Below are 18,569 nucleotides of genomic sequence, written 5' to 3'. Positions count from 1 at the left end.
TGCCCGTGGCGGCAGAACGCCGCCACGGAAACGGGGCGTAGGTGGGTGCGGTCAGCACGTCGCTTTCGGCGATCCGGTCCAGTAGTTGCTGACGAAGTGCTCGTTGATCGTGCTGCCGCTCATGGAGCCGTCATCGGCGATGTGCACGCTGTAGTTGTTTGAGCCGCCGGTTTCGCGCCATCGAATCGCGAACTGGAAGTCGCTTGTCTCGCCGCGCCGCTCCGCATCGCCACGACCGGTGATGAGTCGGCCATCTTTGGCGGTGTACTGGGCACGGGCTGGTGTGCCTCCTTCGAACGTCACGAGCACGTCGAGGTCGTTGTCCTGGTGGATGGTCAGAAGATCCGGCAAGTGCCAGTAGTGGTGGAGGCCGCATGGCGGCACCAGCGGCACCATCGGTATCGCGGCCGCGGGGCCGATACCTCCGAGACCCGCGACCATCACCGCGAACACCGCCGGAGCGGCCGTTCCTTGCGCAATCGAACGTGACATGTGCGTTCCTCCAGGTCCGCTGGGCCGACTCCGTGCGGTGTCGGTGGGTCCCTGCCCATGTCAAACGCTATGAATCTCCGGGGCTGCGCGAAATAAGGGATCTCCCTAGGAAATCTCGCCAGGGCCCCAGCTACGCCGTGCGGCCGCGCTCGGTGCGGTAGCGGCGCACCAGGGCGTCGGTGGAGCTGTCGGACTGCGGGGCCGGCGCGGCCTCGGACGTGATGACCGGCAGCAGGGCCTTGGCCTGGGTCTTGCCGAGTTCGACGCCCCACTGATCGAACGAGTCGATGCCCCAGATGACGCCCTCGGTGAAGACCTGGTGTTCGTACAGCGCGATCAGCTGACCGACCACCGACGGCGTCAGCTTGGTCGCCAAAATCGAAGTGGTGGGCCGGTTTCCGGGCATCACCTTGTGCGGGACGACGTCGGCCGGCGTGCCTTCAGCGGCGATCTCGTCGGCGGTCTTGCCGAACGCGAGCACCTGCGTCTGGGCGAAGAAGTTGCTCATCAGCAGGTCGTGCATGCTGCCGGTGCCGTCGGCGGTGGGCAGGTCGTCGGTCGGCTCGCTGAAGCCGATGAAGTCCGCCGGCACGAGCCGGGTGCCCTGGTGCAGCAGTTGGTAGAAGGCGTGCTGGCCGTTGGTTCCCGGCTCGCCCCAGAAGATCTCGCCGGTGTCGGTGCTCACCGGCGTGCCGTCGGCGCGCACCGACTTGCCATTGGACTCCATGGTCAGCTGCTGCAGGTAAGCGGCGAAGCGGGCCATGTCATTGGAGTAGGGGAGCACCGCACGTGCTTGTGCGCCAAAGAAATCCGAGTACCACAGGCCGATGAGCCCGAGCAGCGCCGGCGCGTTCGCCTCCAGCGGCGCGGCGCGGAAATGCTCGTCGACCAGATGGAAGCCGGCCAGGAACTCACCGAACCGCTCCTTGCCGATGACAGCCATCACCGAGAGCCCGATGGCGCTGTCCACCGAGTAGCGGCCACCGACCCAGTCCCAGAAACCGAACATGTTCGCGGTGTCGATGCCGAACTCCGACACCAGCTTTGCATTGGTCGACACCGCGACGAAGTGCTTGGCGACGGCGTCATCACCGAGCGCGGCGACGAGCCAGCGCCGGGCGGCAGTGGCGTTCGTCAGCGTCTCCAGCGTCGAGAACGTCTTGGAGGCGACGATGAAAAGTGTTGTGGCAGGGTCGAGTCCGTCGAGCTTGGCCACCAGGTCGGCCGGGTCGACGTTCGACACGAAGCGCGCCGTGATGCCCGCGTCGGCGTAGTGGCGCAGTGCCTGGTCGACCATCACCGGTCCCAGGTCGGAACCACCGATACCGATGTTGACGACGGTCGTGATGCGCTGACCGGTGGCCCCGGTCCACTCACCGCTGCGCAGCCGGTCGGTGAAGGTGCCCATTTCGTCGAGGACCGAGTGCACGTCGGCGACGACGTCCTGGCCGTCGACCACCAACGAGGCGCCGCGCGGCAGCCGCAGCGCGGTGTGCAGCACGGCGCGGTCCTCGGAGGTGTTGATGTGCTGACCGGCGAACATCGCGTCGCGCCGCTCCTCGAGGCCGGCCGCACGGGCCAGATCCAGCAGCAGTGCAAGGGTTTCCCTGGTCACCCGGTGCTTGCTGTAGTCGATGTACAGGTCGCCGACGGTCAGCGTCAGCTCGCGGCCGCGGTCCGGGTCGTCGGCAAACAGCTCGCGCAGCGTGGTCGCCTCGACCGCGGCGTGGTGCGCGGTGAGCGCCTCCCAGGCTGAGGTGGTCGAGATGTCGGCAGCGGGGGAGTGATCAGCCATGCCTCAAACCCTAGTGTGACGTAGGAAACGCCGCCGTACATGATGGGTGTATGGACATCGCCGCGCTGCTGTCGTCTGTCCCGACTGGCCTCTGGATCGGTGGTGAGGAGCGCGCCGGTCAATCCACATTCGAAGTGCTCAACCCGGCTACCGAGGACGTCATCGCCCACGTCGCCGACGCCACCCCGCAGGACGGCGTCGCCGCACTCGATGCCGCGGCAGCCGTCGAAAAGGAGTGGGCGGCAACCCCCGCGCGTGAGCGCGGCGAGATCCTGCGGTCGGTGTTCGAGACCATCACCGCCCGCGCCGAGGACGTGGCCACACTGATGACGCTCGAGATGGGCAAGGTGCTGGCCGAGAGCCGCGGCGAAGTGAAATACGGCGCCGAGTTCTTCCGCTGGTTCGCCGAAGAGGCCGTCCGTATCGGCGGCCGCTACACCCCGAGCCCGGCCGGCACCGGGCGCATCGTCGTCACCAAGTCGCCCGTCGGCCCGTGCTACGCGGTGACACCGTGGAACTTCCCGCTGGCCATGGGGACCCGCAAGATCGGCCCGGCCCTGGCGGCCGGCTGCACCATGCTGGTCAAGCCCGCCGCCGAAACGCCGCTGACCATGTTGCTGCTGGCCAAGCTGATGGCCGACGCCGGCCTGCCCAAGGGCGTCCTGTCCGTGCTGCCCACCACCAGCCCGGGTGAACTGACAAAGGCGCTCATGGACGACGGCCGGCTGCGGAAGCTGACCTTCACCGGGTCGACGGGCGTCGGCCGGGCGCTCGTGCAACAGGGTGGCGAGAAGCTGCTGCGCATGTCGATGGAGCTCGGCGGCAACGCGCCGTTCGTGGTGTTCGACGACGCCGACATCGATGCGGCTGTCGACGGCGCGATCCTCGCCAAGATGCGCAACGGCGGCGAGGCCTGTACGGCGGCCAACCGCTTCCACGTCGCCAACGCGGTGCGGGAGGAGTTCACCACGAAGCTGGTACAGCGGATGAGCGAGTTCACCCTCGGCAACGGCCTGGACGAGAACGCGACGCTCGGCCCGCTGATCAACGCCAAGCAGCTCGGCACCGTCACCGACCTGGTGTCCGACGCGGTGTCGCGCGGCGCGACCGTCGCCGTCGGCGGCACGGCCCCGGGCGGTCCGGGCTACTTCTATCCCGCGACGGTCCTGGCCGACGTCCCTGCCGATGCCCGCATCCTCAAGGAGGAGGTGTTCGGGCCCGTCGCTCCCGTGACGGGATTCGACACCGAGGACGAGGCGATCGCTGCGGCCAACGACACCGAGTACGGTCTGGCGGCCTACATCTACACGCAGTCGCTGGACCGGGCGCTGCGGGTGTCCGAGGCGCTGGAGTCCGGCATGGTCGGCGTCAACCGGGGCGTCATCTCGGACCCGGCGGCGCCGTTCGGCGGGGTGAAGTCGTCAGGCTTCGGCCGCGAAGGCGGCACCGAAGGCATCGAGGAGTACCTCGACACCAAGTACATCGCCCTGACTCCCTGACGCCCCTCACCCTTGGCGCGAGCGGCCGTGTCTGTACGCAACACGCCGTGGTTGCTTGTACAAATGGGGCCGCTCACCGGCCGCGAGGGTGCGCAAAGCACACACCGAAGTCGGTGTGTCGCCGTACAGACACGGCCGCTCACCAGGCGCCAACGTGCGCAAAGCACACACCGAAGTCGGTGTGTCGCCGTACAGACACGGCCGCTCGCGGGAAGTTTGGTGCGGGAAGTTTGGTCAGTGAGCGGAGGTCAGTGGCCGAGGCGGCCGCGGCCGAGACGCAGCAGCAGCATGGCGAGGTCTTTGCCCTCGGGGCCCAGCTCGCTGTAGCGCTCGATGACCTTCATCTCGCGGCTGTGCACCAGCCGGGTGCCGCCGGAGGCCATGCGGGCCTTGCCGATCATCTTGGAGACCTCGGTGCGACGGGCGACGGCCGCCAGGATGGTGGCGTCCAGCTCGTCGATCTCCAGGCGGAGCTCGTCGATGTTGGGGAGTTCAGTTTCGGTCGACATGGTTTCCTCGCTGTTGGTGGATTCTGGTGTCATCCGAATTCAGGCCTCACACAACAAACGAGCCCCGGATCCGGATGCGGACCACGGGGCTGAAGGGAAGCAGCTAAACCCCGGGTACCGGCGTCCGGTACCCGTAGAAAAATCGCTGCTGCGCATTGAGCACGCTCCGAGTGTGCCATCCCGGCCGGTGCCAGCGCAAAGAGGCGACCGAAGCGACCGGGGAAATGCGTGGCTTGTCGCACCCCGGCGGTAAGTTTGAGCTGATATGACGAGCACAGCCCCCGACATCGATCAGCTTCTGGACGGCCTCAACCCGCAGCAGCGTGCAGCGGTTCTGCACGAGGGTTCGCCGCTGCTGATCGTGGCCGGCGCCGGCTCGGGCAAGACCGCCGTGCTGACCCGGCGCATCGCCTACCTGCTGGCCAACCGCGACGTCGGCGTCGGCCAGATCCTGGCCATCACGTTCACCAACAAGGCCGCCGCCGAGATGCGTGAGCGCGTCGTCCAGTTGATCGGCCCCCGCGCCAAGTCCATGTGGGTGTCGACGTTCCACTCCACCTGCGTCCGCATCCTCCGGAACCAGGCCTCGCTGCTCCCGGGGCTCAACTCCAACTTCTCCATCTACGACGCCGACGACTCGCGCCGGTTGTTGATGATGGTGGGCAAGGACCTGGGCCTCGACGTCAAGCGGTACTCGCCGCGCATGCTCGCGACCGCGATCTCGAACTTGAAGAACGAACTGATCGACCCGCTGCAGGCGGCGTCGGAGGCGTCGGAGGCCGACGAGGACCTGCCGAAGATCGTCGCCGAGGTCTACGGCGAATACCAGCGCCGGCTGCGGGCGGCGAACGCCATGGACTTCGACGACCTGATCGGCGAGACCGTCGCTGTGCTGCAGAGCTTTCCGCAGATCGCGCAGTACTACCGGCGGCGCTTCCGGCACATCCTGGTCGACGAGTACCAGGACACCAACCACGCCCAGTACGTGCTGGTGCGCGAGCTCGTCGGGCACCACGCGCCCGAAGGCGCCGACGACGTCCCGCCCGCCGAACTGTGCGTCGTGGGTGATGCAGACCAGTCCATCTACGCGTTCCGCGGCGCGACCATCCGCAACATCGAGGATTTCGAGCGCGACTTCCCGAATGCGAAAACCATTCTGCTGGAACAGAATTACCGTTCCACGCAGAACATCCTGTCGGCCGCCAACGGCGTCATCAGCCGCAACGCCGGACGCCGTGACAAGAAGCTGTGGACCGACGCCGGCGAGGGCGAGCTGATCGTCGGCTACGTCGCCGACAACGAGCACGACGAGGCCCGGTTCATCGCCGAGGAGATCGACACGCTGACCACCAAGGGCAGCGGTATCGACACCAAGTACAGCTACGGCGACATCGCGGTGTTCTACCGCACCAACAACTCGTCGCGGTCCGTGGAGGACATCTTCATCCGGGCCGGCATCCCGTACAAAGTCGTCGGGGGCATGCGCTTCTACGAGCGCAAGGAGATTCGCGACATCGTCGCGTACCTGCGGGTGCTGGACAATCCCGGCGACGCGGTGAGCCTGCGGCGCATCCTCAACACCCCCCGCCGCGGCATCGGTGACCGCGCCGAGGCCTGCGTGGCGGTGTACGCGGAGAACACCGGCGCCAGCTTCAGTGACGCGCTGCAGGCCGCCGCCGAGGGCCGGGTGCCGATGCTGAACTCCCGCTCGGAGAAGGCGATCGCCAGTTTCGTCGAGCTCATGGACAGCCTGCGCGGCGGGCTCGACGGCGAGCTGGGTGACCTGGTCGAGACGGTGCTGGACCGCACGGGCTACCGCCGCGAACTGGAAGCGTCCAGCGACCCGCAGGACCAGGCGCGGCTCGACAACCTGAACGAATTGGTCAGCGTCGCACACGAATTCAGCACCGACCTGGCCAACGCGCAGGCGTTGCAGGAAGAGGAACTGGACGAGGACGTCGCCGACACCGGAGCGCTGGCCGCGTTCCTGGAACGGGTCTCGCTGGTGGCGGACGCCGACGAAATCCCCGAGGACGGCGACGGCGTCGTCACGATGATGACGCTGCACACCGCCAAAGGCCTCGAATTCCCCGTGGTTTTCGTGACCGGCTGGGAAGACGGCATGTTCCCGCACATGCGGGCCCTCGGCGACCCGACCGAATTGTCCGAGGAACGCCGGCTGGCGTACGTCGGCATCACCCGGGCCCGCCAGCGGCTGTACCTCAGCCGCGCCAAGGTGCGCTCGTCGTGGGGGCAGCCCATGCTCAACCCGGAATCGCGCTTTCTGCAGGAGATTCCGCAGGAGCTCATCGACTGGCGTCGCATCGAGCCGCCACCATCGCTGTCGGCGCCGCGGGGTTACGGGTCCGGCGGATCGGGTGGTGGCCTCGGTGGTGGACGTCCGTCGCCCATGCGGCCGGCGCCGAACCGCAACAAGCCGTTGGTGGTGCTCTCGCCAGGTGACCGTGTCACGCACGACAAGTACGGCCTGGGCCGCGTCGAAGAGGTCAGTGGTGTCGGCGAATCGGCCATGTCGCTCATCGACTTCGGCAGCTCCGGCCGGGTCAAACTGATGCACAACCACGCTCCGGTACAGAAGCTTTAGCGTCGGCGCGCGCGAAAGTCGGACGGTGCGATCTCGCTGATTTTTAGCCGGATTCGCTTCGGCGCGTCAGGTTTTGGTGCACCAGCGGCCGGTAACGGGCAGCATCGCGAGCACCATGCTGGCGATCGGCAGCACCGGGATGCCGTAGACGATCGGCGGCAGTTTGGCCCCGGCGACGAACAAACTGGCGAAGATCACCAGCGTCACCAAGGCGCCGACCACCACCACGACCCGGCCCGTGCGGCGCCGCAGCAGGACGGCGATCTGCCCGCCGATGGTGGCGCCGCAGCCGACGGCGGCGAGGAAGCCGATGGCGACGCAGAACAGCGGATCGGTGCGCCACCACCCGGCGATCAGTGAAGTGGCGATGACGGCCGTCGCCCAGCCACTCAAGATGCACGCCGTGGCAGTGGCGCAGGCGGCGAACGGCCCGGGCGGCGGCTTCGGTGTCGGCGTCGGAGCCGACTCGGGAGCCGCTGCCGGAGCGGGGCCCGAGGCCGGGATGAACGTGGTCGCGGGGGCATCCTCGGCCCGGATCAGGCCGGTCGCGGGCTCGGCGGAAATGAGACCGGTCGCGGGCTCGATGACACTCGTTTGAGGAGCGTCGACGACGGGTATCGAACCAGTGGGTGTGCGGCGGATGATGCTGGTGGGCGGTGCGTCGGTGACGGGAAAGGCTCCCGTCGGCGCGCGCCGGATCAACCCCGTTCTGGGTTCGTCGTCAGAGTGACGTCCGAAAGATTGGGTGGGGTCGGACGAATGCGTCTGGGCTGGCCCGTCGGCGTTGTTGTCCGTCACGGATCAGCCGACGTAGTTACCCGGGCTCAGGCCACGCTGTGCCAGCCACGGCACGGGGTCGATGCGCTGGCTGCCGCCCATGAGCACCTCGAAGTGGCAGTGCGTGCCGGTCGAGTTGCCGCGGTTGCCGATGGTGGCGATCTGGTCGCCGGCGAAAACCCGCTGGCCGACCGAGACGACCCAGGTGTTGACGTGGCCGTACAGCGTGACGGTCCCGTCCGAGTGACGGACCTTGACCCACGCGCCGTAACCAGCGGTCGGGCCTGCAGCGACGACGACGCCGTCGGAGACGGCGACGATCGGCGTACCGATCGGGCCGGCGATGTCGATACCGCCGTGCAACGCGCCCCAGCGGTAACCGAAGCCGGAGGTGAACACGCCCTTGGTCGGCATCACGAACAGCGGGCGGGCCAGCCGGGCTTCGCGCTCGGCGCGTTCCTGCGCGAACGCCGCGCCGTTGGCGAGTTCCTGGGCGTGCACCGCGCCGGACGCGGCGGCGGGTTCGACGTTGACGATCTGGATGCCGTCCGAGGATCCGGTCGACCCGTCCGCGCGGACGACCTGGTCGGCGGCCAGCTTCGTGCTGGTCGGCTGGTCGGCGCTGGTCATCATCGAGTACCCGGCGGCAGCGGTGGCGCCGACGGCCATGGCGGCGGCGACCAGGCGGCCCTTCACGCCATTGACGGGCTCAGGCTTGCGATGGGTGCCACGGCTCGCGCGCAGATCGATGACGTCCGTGTCGTCGAGACCGTTGCTGGTGTCGGTGTGGCTGTCGCGGTAGGCGCTCGCGGAGAGGCGCTGCGCGCCCTCGGGCTGCCGGAATTCGGCCGGAACAGTCAGAGTCAGGGGAGTCTCGTCGTCGGTGTCGTTCAGATCGTCGAGCTCGGGGGCGGCGTTGACGCGGGAATCGCGGTCGAACGCGCTCTCGGAGAGGTCCAGATCGTGCAGGTCACCGAACTCGTTGAACGGGATGATGTCGGTCACTTCAGCAGGGCTCACAGCGCGGGATAGCTTGATGGTGGTGCGGGCAGCGTTCTCAGTGTTGCCGGCGTTCGTCGCCTCTCCGAGGGGAGTTACCGACGAATCGTGCTCAGCCAACCGAAAATTCCTTTGCTCCGTGACCGTACCGTTACCGAGACCGCCCATGACGGTACTGAAAATCAGAACCGATTGGCAACCTATAGATGTCATTGGCCGGGAACTGTGATTTGCCTCACTGGTTGCTCTCAGGTGAGATGTACCACATGGGTAGTAGGCGGTGCTGGCTACTCATTAGTACGTGGCTAAAGTGCCGAGCGAGCCAGTGCGGCCCAATGCTGAAGTGAATTCAACCGTCAACGCAGACAGAACGGGATTTCTCAGAGCTCATGGATCTCTTCGAGTACCAGGCGAAAGAGCTGTTCGCCAAGCACAACGTCCCTACTACACCGGGCCGGGTCACCGAGTCCGCCGATGACGCCAAGGCGATCGCCGAAGAGATCGGCAAGCCCGTCATGATCAAGGCGCAGGTCAAGGTCGGTGGCCGTGGCAAGGCCGGTGGCGTGAAGTACGCCGCCACCCCGGAGGACGCCCTCACGCACGCGCAGAACATCCTCGGTCTGGACATCAAGGGCCACATCGTCAAGAAGCTGCTCGTCGCGGAGGCCAGCGACATCGCGGAGGAGTACTACATCTCCTTCCTGCTCGATCGCGCCAACCGCACCTACCTGGCCATGTGCTCTGTCGAGGGCGGCATGGAGATCGAAGAGGTCGCCGCCACCAAGCCGGAGCGTCTCGCCAAGGTTCCCGTCAACGCCGTCAAGGGCGTTGACCTGGCCTTCGCCCGCGAGATCGCCGAGAAGGGCCACCTGCCCGCCGAGGTGCTCGACGCCGCAGCCGTGACCATCCAGAAGCTGTGGGAGGTCTTCGTCGCCGAGGACGCCACCCTGGTCGAGGTCAACCCGCTGGTTCGCACCCCCGACGACCAGATTCTCGCCCTCGACGGCAAGGTCACCCTGGACGCCAACGCCGACTTCCGTCAGCCCGGCCACGCTGAGTTCGAGGACAAGGAAGCCACCGACCCGCTCGAGCTCAAGGCGAAGGAGCACGACCTCAACTACGTCAAGCTCGACGGCGCCGTCGGTATCATCGGTAACGGTGCCGGCCTGGTCATGTCGACGCTGGACGTCGTCGCGTACGCCGGCGAGAACCACGGCGGCGTGAAACCCGCCAACTTCCTGGACATCGGTGGTGGCGCCTCGGCCGAGGTGATGGCCGCCGGTCTGGACGTCATCCTGGGCGACAGCCAGGTCAAGAGCGTCTTCGTCAACGTCTTCGGTGGCATCACCGCGTGTGACGCCGTCGCCAACGGCATCGTCAAGGCCCTGGAAATGCTGGGCGACGAGGCCAACAAGCCGCTGGTCGTCCGTCTCGACGGCAACAACGTCGAAGAGGGCCGCCGCATCCTGGCCGAGGCCAACCACCCGCTGGTGATCCAGGCCGAGACCATGGACTCCGGTGCCGACAAAGCCGCCGAGCTGGCGAACAAGTAAGGGAGCCAACAACTTATGTCTATCTTCCTGAACAAGGATTCCAAGGTCATCGTCCAGGGCATCACCGGCGGTGAGGGCACCAAGCACACCAAGCTGATGCTGAAGGCCGGCACCCAGGTCGTCGGTGGCGTGAACGCCCGCAAGGCCGGCACCAAGGTCTCGCACGTCGACAAGGACGGCAACGACATCGAGCTGCCCGTGTTCGCCACGGTGGCCGAGGCCATGAAGGAGACCGGCGCCGACGTGTCGATCGCCTTTGTGCCGCCGGCCTTCTCGAAGGACGCCATCATCGAGGCCATCGACGCCGAGATCCCGCTGCTGGTCGTCATCACCGAGGGCATCCCGGTGCAGGACAGCGCGTACGCGTGGGCCTACAACGTCGAGAAGGGTCAGAAGACCCGCATCATCGGCCCCAACTGCCCGGGCATCATCACCCCCGGTGAGGCGCTGGTCGGCATCACGCCGAACAACATCACCGGCAAGGGCCCGATCGGTCTGGTCTCCAAGTCCGGCACCCTGACCTACCAGATGATGTACGAGCTGCGTGACTTCGGCTTCTCGACCGCCATCGGCATCGGCGGCGACCCGGTCATCGGCACCACCCACATCGACGCCATCGAGGCGTTCGAGAAGGACCCCGAGACCAAGGTCATCGTGATGATCGGCGAGATCGGTGGCGACGCCGAAGAGCGTGCCGCCGACTACATCAAGGCCAACGTCACCAAGCCGGTCGTCGGCTACGTCGCGGGCTTCACCGCTCCGGAGGGCAAGACCATGGGCCACGCCGGCGCCATCGTCTCGGGCTCGTCGGGCACCGCCGCCGCCAAGCAGGAAGCCCTCGAGGCTGCCGGCGTGAAGGTCGGCAAGACCCCGTCGGCCACCGCTGCACTGGCTCGCGAGATCCTGCAGTCGCTGTAATTTCTTTCTGCGCAACAGGCCCCCACCTTCTGGTGGGGGCCTGTTGTGTTTCGCGCGAATGCGGCTGACGATGCGAGTGTGCAAACAGATCGCAGATCCCGGCAGTGGGGCGCTCTGGCTGCACATTGGCCGCGTCAGCGCTGGCGGCGCTCGCGGTAGTGCACGTAGTGCCGGAGCAGTGGATCGCAGAGGTCGTACCAGGTGGCGCGACGGTCGCCGGAGTCCGCTTTGGCGGCGCGGACCCAGCCGCCGGCCGTGAGGCGGCCCAGCGCCGCTGACGCCGACTGGTTCGAAATGCCCACGGCGGCAGAGAGATCGGTGACAGTGCGGGCGCCGTCGGCGCGGGCCAGTTCGACGATCAGGCGTTGTTCGCCGGCCGGAAGCTGCCACAGCAACTGCTGATAATGCGGCGTCAGCTGTTCCAATACCGCGTCGGCAGCGGGAGTGACGCTTTCCAGTGCGGCGCGGTCGACGGTCTCGGCGATGATCTGCCAGTTACGCGGTGACCAGCCGATGATCTGGGCGGTCGCGCCGACCTTGGTCCGCCCCTCGGAAGTCTCGACGTACGCGGCCAATCCGCGATCGCGGGCGTGCTGCGTGAGGAACTCGGCGACGTCAGTGTCCGCGAGGTCGGGTAGTTCCTCGATGATGAACGAGCCGTACCACGGGTGGGTGCGGGACGAGACTGCCGGGAACAGCGCCGGAGACGTCGCGAAAACCAAGACGGCGGTGGATGTTTCGACCCAGGCGCGAAAACTGCCCTGGCCCGCCTCGCCGATGGCGTCGAAGATGCGGTCGGCGTTTTCGATCGCGACCAACACCATACGGCCGGCGGCCAGGTCGAGGATTTCCCGTTCCAGCTCCAGTGCGTCGCCGCGAAGCTCCTGGGCTCGTCCGAGTATTTCCGAGCCCTGCGTGCGCAGCAGTTCGACGAGCAGGTCCGGATAGCTGCCGATGGCCAGGGCGTCCTCGGGAAGTGTCAGCAGCAGTGTGGCTTTGGCGGCCTTGCGGTGTTTCAGCGCGCGATGGATCGCGACCCGAAGCGTGTGGGTCTTACCAGCGCCGCGAGGTGCGATGAGCAAGGTGTGCGGCCGGGAGCCGTCCTGCGCGGAGCTGACGATGCGATCCGTCAACCGCTTCAGCAGGGGCCCGCGGCCGACGGTGCGGGCGTCGAGTTCGTCGGGGTCGACGGTGCCAGGTGAGAACGCAGGGTGGGTCATGGCCTACCGCCTCATGGCTCGCCAAGCCGACTGCACCAGGCCGGAGGCGAAGCAGTCGTCGTCGCCGACGCGACGCAGATAGTGGTCCTGCTCGAGGCGCTCGATGAACGAAACCAACTGGTCGCGATCGGTGATGGGTGAGCCCTCGGTCTTCAGGAACTGCAGTGTTGCGTTGACACTCAACGGGGTTGGGGCATGGGCGTAGATGTCGAGCAGTCCGGCGATGGCAGGGGCGTCGTCGCCGTAGTAGTTGCGCAGCCGGTCGCGGTAGTGCCGCAGGTCCCAGGGATCGTGCGGATCGGTGATGGCGGCGGACAGTAGCTCCGCGATGCGGTCCGGTTTGACGGACCCTTCTCGTGCCGCGCCCGCGACCAGGTGCTGGATGTAATACGGCACGTTCTCTGCCGCCGCCGCAATGGATTCCGCGACCAGATGTCGGTCGGTGGTCCGGACGTTCACGCCGAGCAGCAGGCACTCGGCGAGGTAAGTGGCATGGTCGTGGCGGATCGGGCCGACCGTGACCTTGCGGATGTCGTTGACCGAACTGAGCGCGTCTTCCGAGACATGGTGGAAGCCAATGGAACCGGACAGGACGGTGGCCAGGCGGCCGGAGTGTTCCTGGCGGAACCGGCGCAGCAGGTGCAGGAACGCGTCTCCGCCGCCCGGCTTTTCGCGTTCGAGGTTCCGGGCCAGCACGGTGACCTCGTCGATGAACAGCACCAACGGGCCGTCCTTGGTGCGGGCGACGGCGCGCTGCAACAGATCGTCGAGAGCGGCGTCGGCGCGAACCCGCTCGAACTTGAACGGCCCGGTGCCAACCGCGACCTTCCAACGGTCGACCTCCTGGCGCAGGGCGTTGTCGACGCGGCCGAGCTCGGCGGCGAGAGCCGTGACGAACTCGGCATAGGTCTGCCGCTCGGCGCTGACCGAGACGACCGTCAGGCCCTGCAGCCGCGCGGTGTGCGCGACGAGTCGGGCCAGGGACGTCTTGCCGTGCCGACGGTCGCCGACGAGAGCAGCGCCACCGTCGGGCAGGCTGGCCAGGATTTCCTGCTGCTCGCGCACGCGGCCCACCACGTTCTCGGGCGGGACGACGCCGCCGACCACGAGGGACATGGGTCTGATGGGCCAATTCATCTGGCAATTGTACGTCGAATTAGCTGTACGTCTAGATAGTTGTACGTTTGAATTGTTGTACGTGTGCTCTGGCGTAAATGCCCAGCTACCCGTCATGCGCGGTCGCCTCCCAATCGGTTAGCCTGTCGAATTAACAGTTGTCTGGAGGTTTGTAATGGGTGTCGATCCGCGTACGCCGGTGATCGTGGGCGTCGGTCAGTTCACCGAGCGCCTTGAGGACCCCGACTACCGCGGCATGTCCTCGGTCGACCTCGCGGCGGCAGCCGCGCAGGCGGCACTGCAGGACACCGGAGCCGACGTCACCGCAGTTGCCGCGGCTATCGACACAGTCGCGGGCACCCGGCAGTTCGAGATCTCCGGCCACGTTCCGGCGCCGCTCGGCAAATCGAACAACTACCCGCGCTCCGTGGCGCAGCGCATCGGCGCTGATCCCGCCCGCGCCGTGCTCGAAGTCATCGGCGGGCAGAGCCCGCAACACCTGATCACCGAATTCGCCGGCGAGATCGTGGCCGGCCGCGCCGACGTCGTGATGATCATGGGGTCGGAAAACACGTCCAGCATCCGCTACTTCAAGGGTCGGGATGACAAGCCCGATCACTCGGAGACCATCGACGGCCAGCTCGAGGACCGCGGCTACGGGTACGACGGCATCTTCGACGAGTACACCGTCCGGCACGGGCTGATCGGTGCGCCGGTGCAGTATGGCCTCTTGGAGAACGCCCGGCGGGCACGGCTTGGCCTGTCCGTGCAGGACTACCGACAGGCGATGGGGGAGCTGTTCGCCCCGATGTCGAAAGTCGCGGCCAAGAATCCGTATTCGTCGGCGCCGGTGGAGCGCACCGTCGACGAGCTGGTGACCGTCACCGACAAGAACCGGATGATCTGCGACCCCTACCCGCGGCTGATGGTGGCCCGCGACCAAGTGAACATGGGTGCGGCCGCATTGCTGATGTCCGTGGAGTCGGCGCGCAAACTCGGTGTGCCGGAATCCAAGTGGGTTTACTTGCGTGGTCATGCGGACATGAAGGAGCAGAAGCTGCTCGACCGTACCGATGTCGGTGCCAGCCCGGCATCAGTGCTGGCCGTGCAGGAAGCGTTGCGGGTGGCCGGAATTGGAATCGACGACGTCTCGGCATTCGACCTGTACAGCTGCTTCCCGTTCCCGGTGTTCAACATCTGTGACGGCGTCGGCCTGGCGACCGACGATCCGCGGGGTCTGACATTGACCGGCGGCCTGCCGTACTTCGGCGGCCCGGGAAACAACTACTCGCTGCATGGCATCGCTGAAGCGGTCACCCGAATGCGGGAAGCCCCAGGCGAATTCGCATTGGTGGGCGCGAACGGCGGCATCGCCAGCAAGTTCTCGGTCGGCATCTATTCGACCGAACCTGCCGATTGGGTCGCCGACAACAGCGCCGAATTGTGCGCAGAGGTCGCGTCGTGGCCGACGATCGCCGTCACCGAGCATGCGAACGGCCCCGCGACCATCGAGACCTACACCGTCCGATACGACTGGACTCCCAACACGGGCATCATCATCGGGCGCCTTGACGCCGACGGGAGCCGGTTCCTGGCTACCACGACCGATGCCGAACTGATGGCCTTGCTGTGCGACGGCGAGCCGCTGGGCGCAAAGATCGTCGTCACCTCGACCGACGAGGGTAATCGGGCTGTGATGGCCTGATCTTGGTTGCCGAGATCGACGAAATGGTCGTTCTTGCAAGAGATTAGCGACCAATTCGTCAATCTCGGCGCGGCAGAACCTCAGATCCCGAAGTCGCTCAACTTCTTCGCCAGCTTCTCGACGTACGCCGACACGGTGGCCTCGTCACTGTCCGGCAACCCGAACAGCACCTCGGTCACACCGAGCTTCTTCCAGTGCGCCAACTTGTCGGCGTCCGGCTTGAAGTCCAGCGCGACGATGGTCGGCGCACCCGAGCGTCCGGCCGCGGCCCAGGTGTCCTGCAGCAGCTTGACCGGCTCGTCGATGTCGAAGTCGCGCGGTGTCGTGATCCAGCCGTCGGCCGACTTGGCGATCCACTTGAAATTCTTCTCGGTGCCGGCCGCCCCGACCAGGATCGGCACATGCGACTGGACCGGCTTCGGCCAGGCCCACGACGGACCGAACTTCACGAATTCGCCGTCGTACTCGGCTTCTTCCTGGGTCCACAGCGCGCGCATGGCCTCCAGGTACTCGCGCAGCATGGTGCGGCGGCGGGCCGGCGGGACGTTGTGGTCCTGGAGTTCGTCTGTGTTCCAACCGAATCCGACGCCGACCGAGACGCGGCCGCCGGACAGATGATCCAGTGTCGCAATCGATTTCGCGAGAGTGATCGGGTCGTGCTCGACAGGCAGCGCCACCGCGGTCGACAGCCGCACCCGCGACGTCACCGATGCGGCGGAGCCGAGCGCGACCCACGGATCCAGCGTCCGCATGTAGCGGTCGTCTGGCAGCGTCTCGTCACCGGTGGTGGGGTGGGCCGCCTGGCGCTTGATCGGGATGTGCGTGTGTTCGGGCACATAGAAGGTGGTGAAGCCGTGGTCGTCGGCCAGTTTGGCGGCGGCGGCGGGCTTGATGCCGCGGTCGCTGGTGAAAAGTACGAGCCCGTAGTCCATACGGTGAATTAGAACGTGTTTCAGTATGGGGCGCAAGAGTGGGTGCCAAGAATGCCGAAGTGGGCCCATTACCTGGGAATTTCCGACACGGTGCAGCCGCTGGGCGCCGGTGAACCGATCCGGAGATAACTTCATCGCGAACGTTACCCACGACGGTGGCTGGGCTTGCTTGTTCACATGGGCCCATGACGACCGAACGCATCGCCGACCACGTCAAGTTCGCCTACTGGGTGCCCAACGTCAGCGGCGGCCTGGTGACCAGTGACATCGAGCAGCGGACCGACTGGAACTACGAGTACAACAAGAAGCTCGCGCAGACCGCAGAGAACAACGGCTTCGAGTACGCCCTCAGCCAGGTGCGGTACGAGGCCAGCTACGGCGCCGAATATCAGCACGAGTCGACGAGCTTCAGCCTCGCGCTGCTCCTGGCAACGGAACGGCTGAAAGTCATTGCGGCCGTTCACCCCGGCCTCTGGCAGCCGGCGGTGCTCGCGAAACTGGGAGCGACGGCCGACCACCTCTCCAACGGTCGTTTCGCCGTCAACGTCGTCTCCGGTTGGTTCAAGGACGAATTCACGCACCTGGGCGAGCCCTGGCTGGAACACGACGAGCGCTACCGCCGCAGCGCCGAATTCCTCCAGGTGCTGCGCAAGATCTGGACCGAGGACGACGTCGACTTCCGCGGCGACTTCTACCGGATCCACGACTTCACGCTGAAGCCCAAGCCGCTCAACACGGCGGAGCGCCCCAACCCGGAACTGTTCCAGGGCGGCAACTCGAGTGCGGCGCGCCGCAACGGCGGCTACTACGCCGACTGGTACTTCTCCAACGGCAAGGACTTCGACGGCGTGACCGAGCAAGTCGTCGACGTCCGCGACCACGCCCGTCAGGTTGCCCGGGAGGTCCGCTTCGGGCTGAACGGATTCATCATCGCGCGCGACACCGAGAAAGAGGCGAAAGAGGTCCTCAAGGAGATCGTCGCGAAGGCCAACCGGCCCGCCGTCGAGGGATTCCGCCAGGCCGTGCAGCAGGCCGGCAACTCCACCGGTGACAAGAAGGGCATGTGGGCGGATTCGAGCTTCGACGACCTCGTGCAGTACAACGACGGTTTTCGTACCAAGTTGATCGGAACTCCGGAACAGATCGCCGAACGGATTGCTGCCTACCGCAAACGGGGCGTGGACCTGATCCTCGGCGGCTTCCTGCATTTCCAGGAGGAGATCGAGTACTTCGGAGCCAAGGTGCTGCCGTTGGTGCGGGAAATCGAGGAGGCGGAACAGGACGCCGCGGAGGCGCCGATCCGCGTCCCGGCGTGACGGCTCGGCGAGTTTGCTCAGGACCGTCGCGGCCGGTCAGGGCGGTGCACTGCGGGTCGAACTGATGCGGGGCGACCTCAGTGAAGTGCGCTAGCGTGGTTGGTCGAGTCGACAGGTACAGGAGAGGTCATGACGTACCAGCCCGGTAACCCCGGCTACCCGCCCGCCCAGCAGCCCGGCCAGTACGGCAACCAGTACGGCGGGCCGACCCAGCAGTTCAACCGTCTGCCCGAGCAGATCCCGGCTGCGCCTGCGGCGCCGGCCGGCCCGAGCAAACTGCCGGAGTACCTGACCATCGCGGTCGCGGCGCTCGGCCTGCTCATCTTCGGCTTCAACTTCGCGCCCCAGTTGGGTGCGGGAGGCCTGGATGCTGGCACCGGCAGCATCCTGACCCAGGCGCCGATCGTCGTCGCCGTGCTGGCTGCGCTGCTCGCCGGCGTCAGCCTCCTGCCCAAGCAGAAGAGCTTCAAGTCGTGGGTCGCCATCCTCGCGGTGCTGGCCCTGCTGCTGGTGATCAACGAGATCGTGCAGGCGCCCAAGGGCATCGAGGTCGAGTGGGGCCTCTATGTCGTGCTCGCGCTGTCGGTGCTGCAGGCCGGTAGCGCTGTCGGGGCGCTGCTGCTGGACGCCGGCGTCATCCAGCCGCCCGCACCGCGTCCGCAGGCCGATCCGTACAACTACGGCGGACCGGCGCAGGGCTACAACCCGCAGGCTCAGTACTACGGCCAGCAGCCTCAGCAGCAGTACGGCCAGCAGACCGGCCAGCACTTCGGCCAGCAGGGTGGCTACCAGCCGCAGTCCCAGAACGGTCCCATCGGCGGCTACACCGGCGCACAGAGCGCGTCGCAGCACGGCGCCGACTCGGGTCCGCCGACCCCGCCGACCGGGTTCCCGGCCTTCGGTCAGCCGCAGCAGTCGGCCGGCCAGTCGTCGTCCCCGCAGCAGTCGTCGGGCCAGGGTCCGTCGGCGTCCGAGGCCTCGGCCGGATCGTCGTCGTTCACCTCGTCGCCCAGCGTTCCGGGCTCGACGGGATCCGGCTCGGAGCCGACGACGACCTTCCAGCAACCCCCGGCTCCGCAGTAATCGGGTCCGGCTTCGTCATAATCGCTAGGGCGCTCGCGGCACGCGAGTGA

15 protein-coding genes are annotated in these 18,569 nt (G+C 66.7%); 7 read left to right on the top strand and 8 right to left on the bottom strand.

Features of this window, described 5'->3' with window-relative positions; all coding sequences use genetic code 11:
• Positions 1–51: 51 nt before the first annotated feature.
• On the bottom strand, positions 52–492 hold the full coding sequence (locus ACJH7A_RS16390; RefSeq protein ID WP_406802352.1) for a hypothetical protein: 441 nt from the start codon (positions 490–492) through the stop codon (positions 52–54).
• Between the two features lie 130 nt (positions 493–622).
• A complete protein-coding gene (gene pgi, locus ACJH7A_RS16385) occupies positions 623–2,287 on the bottom strand; it encodes a glucose-6-phosphate isomerase (protein ID WP_406802351.1) in 1,665 nt (554 codons plus the stop codon).
• A gap of 50 nt (positions 2,288–2,337) precedes the next feature.
• Between pgi and ACJH7A_RS16380 the strand changes: the two genes are divergently transcribed.
• Positions 2,338–3,786 (top strand): NAD-dependent succinate-semialdehyde dehydrogenase, encoded by a 1,449-nt coding sequence (locus ACJH7A_RS16380; RefSeq protein ID WP_406802350.1) that lies wholly within the window; start codon positions 2,338–2,340, stop codon positions 3,784–3,786.
• A 248-nt stretch (positions 3,787–4,034) separates the two neighbouring features.
• Here the strand turns inward: ACJH7A_RS16380 and ACJH7A_RS16375 are convergent, their stop codons facing one another.
• Positions 4,035–4,328 (bottom strand): chorismate mutase, encoded by a 294-nt coding sequence (locus tag ACJH7A_RS16375; protein WP_020099016.1) that lies wholly within the window; start codon positions 4,326–4,328, stop codon positions 4,035–4,037.
• Positions 4,329–4,560: 232 nt separating this feature from the next.
• Between ACJH7A_RS16375 and pcrA the strand changes: the two genes are divergently transcribed.
• Positions 4,561–6,900: a DNA helicase PcrA gene (pcrA, locus tag ACJH7A_RS16370; RefSeq protein WP_406802348.1), complete on the top strand. Its 2,340-nt coding sequence runs from the start codon at positions 4,561–4,563 to the stop codon at positions 6,898–6,900.
• A gap of 66 nt (positions 6,901–6,966) precedes the next feature.
• Here the strand turns inward: pcrA and ACJH7A_RS16365 are convergent, their stop codons facing one another.
• Together ACJH7A_RS16365 and ACJH7A_RS16360 are read right to left on the bottom strand one after the other, a co-directional pair.
• Positions 6,967–7,698: a hypothetical protein gene (locus ACJH7A_RS16365; RefSeq protein ID WP_406802347.1), complete on the bottom strand. Its 732-nt coding sequence runs from the start codon at positions 7,696–7,698 to the stop codon at positions 6,967–6,969.
• 3 nt (positions 7,699–7,701) lie between these two features.
• Entirely contained in the window at positions 7,702–8,796 is a 1,095-nt protein-coding gene (locus tag ACJH7A_RS16360) for a M23 family metallopeptidase (protein ID WP_406802346.1), read from the bottom strand.
• Positions 8,797–9,065: 269 nt separating this feature from the next.
• On the opposite strand from ACJH7A_RS16360, the gene sucC reads away from it, so the two are divergent.
• A complete protein-coding gene (gene sucC, locus ACJH7A_RS16355) occupies positions 9,066–10,229 on the top strand; it encodes an ADP-forming succinate--CoA ligase subunit beta (protein WP_318987225.1) in 1,164 nt (387 codons plus the stop codon).
• A 15-nt stretch (positions 10,230–10,244) separates the two neighbouring features.
• Positions 10,245–11,147, top strand: a complete 903-nt coding sequence (sucD, locus tag ACJH7A_RS16350; RefSeq protein WP_020099021.1) for a succinate--CoA ligase subunit alpha — start codon at positions 10,245–10,247, stop codon at positions 11,145–11,147.
• Positions 11,148–11,281: 134 nt separating this feature from the next.
• Here the strand turns inward: sucD and ACJH7A_RS16345 are convergent, their stop codons facing one another.
• Entirely contained in the window at positions 11,282–12,367 is a 1,086-nt protein-coding gene (locus ACJH7A_RS16345; RefSeq protein ID WP_346416131.1) for a MarR family transcriptional regulator, read from the bottom strand.
• Positions 12,368–12,370: 3 nt separating this feature from the next.
• The gene (locus ACJH7A_RS16340) at positions 12,371–13,483 is read right to left on the bottom strand and encodes an ATP-binding protein (RefSeq protein WP_346416180.1); all 1,113 of its coding nucleotides are present in this window, start codon (positions 13,481–13,483) and stop codon (positions 12,371–12,373) included.
• A 175-nt stretch (positions 13,484–13,658) separates the two neighbouring features.
• Here ACJH7A_RS16340 and ACJH7A_RS16335 point away from each other — a divergent pair, with 175 nt between their 5' ends.
• Entirely contained in the window at positions 13,659–15,188 is a 1,530-nt protein-coding gene (locus tag ACJH7A_RS16335; protein WP_212812986.1) for an acetyl-CoA acetyltransferase, read from the top strand.
• 80 nt (positions 15,189–15,268) lie between these two features.
• Here the strand turns inward: ACJH7A_RS16335 and ACJH7A_RS16330 are convergent, their stop codons facing one another.
• The gene (locus ACJH7A_RS16330) at positions 15,269–16,120 is read right to left on the bottom strand and encodes an LLM class F420-dependent oxidoreductase (protein ID WP_212812984.1); all 852 of its coding nucleotides are present in this window, start codon (positions 16,118–16,120) and stop codon (positions 15,269–15,271) included.
• A 185-nt stretch (positions 16,121–16,305) separates the two neighbouring features.
• On the opposite strand from ACJH7A_RS16330, the gene sfnG reads away from it, so the two are divergent.
• Both sfnG and ACJH7A_RS16320 read left to right on the top strand, forming a co-directional pair.
• A complete protein-coding gene (sfnG, locus tag ACJH7A_RS16325; protein WP_212812982.1) occupies positions 16,306–17,436 on the top strand; it encodes a dimethylsulfone monooxygenase SfnG in 1,131 nt (376 codons plus the stop codon).
• A 129-nt stretch (positions 17,437–17,565) separates the two neighbouring features.
• Entirely contained in the window at positions 17,566–18,519 is a 954-nt protein-coding gene (locus ACJH7A_RS16320) for a DUF5336 domain-containing protein (protein ID WP_073694328.1), read from the top strand.
• The last annotated feature ends 50 nt before the right edge of the window (positions 18,520–18,569 follow it).

This window comes from Mycobacterium sp. SMC-17 (assembly GCF_045310915.1).
Taxonomy (GTDB): Bacteria; Actinomycetota; Actinomycetes; order Mycobacteriales; family Mycobacteriaceae; genus Mycobacterium.
Note: the sequence above shows the minus strand (reverse complement) of the source record. Positions and strands in the feature narration are given on the sequence as shown.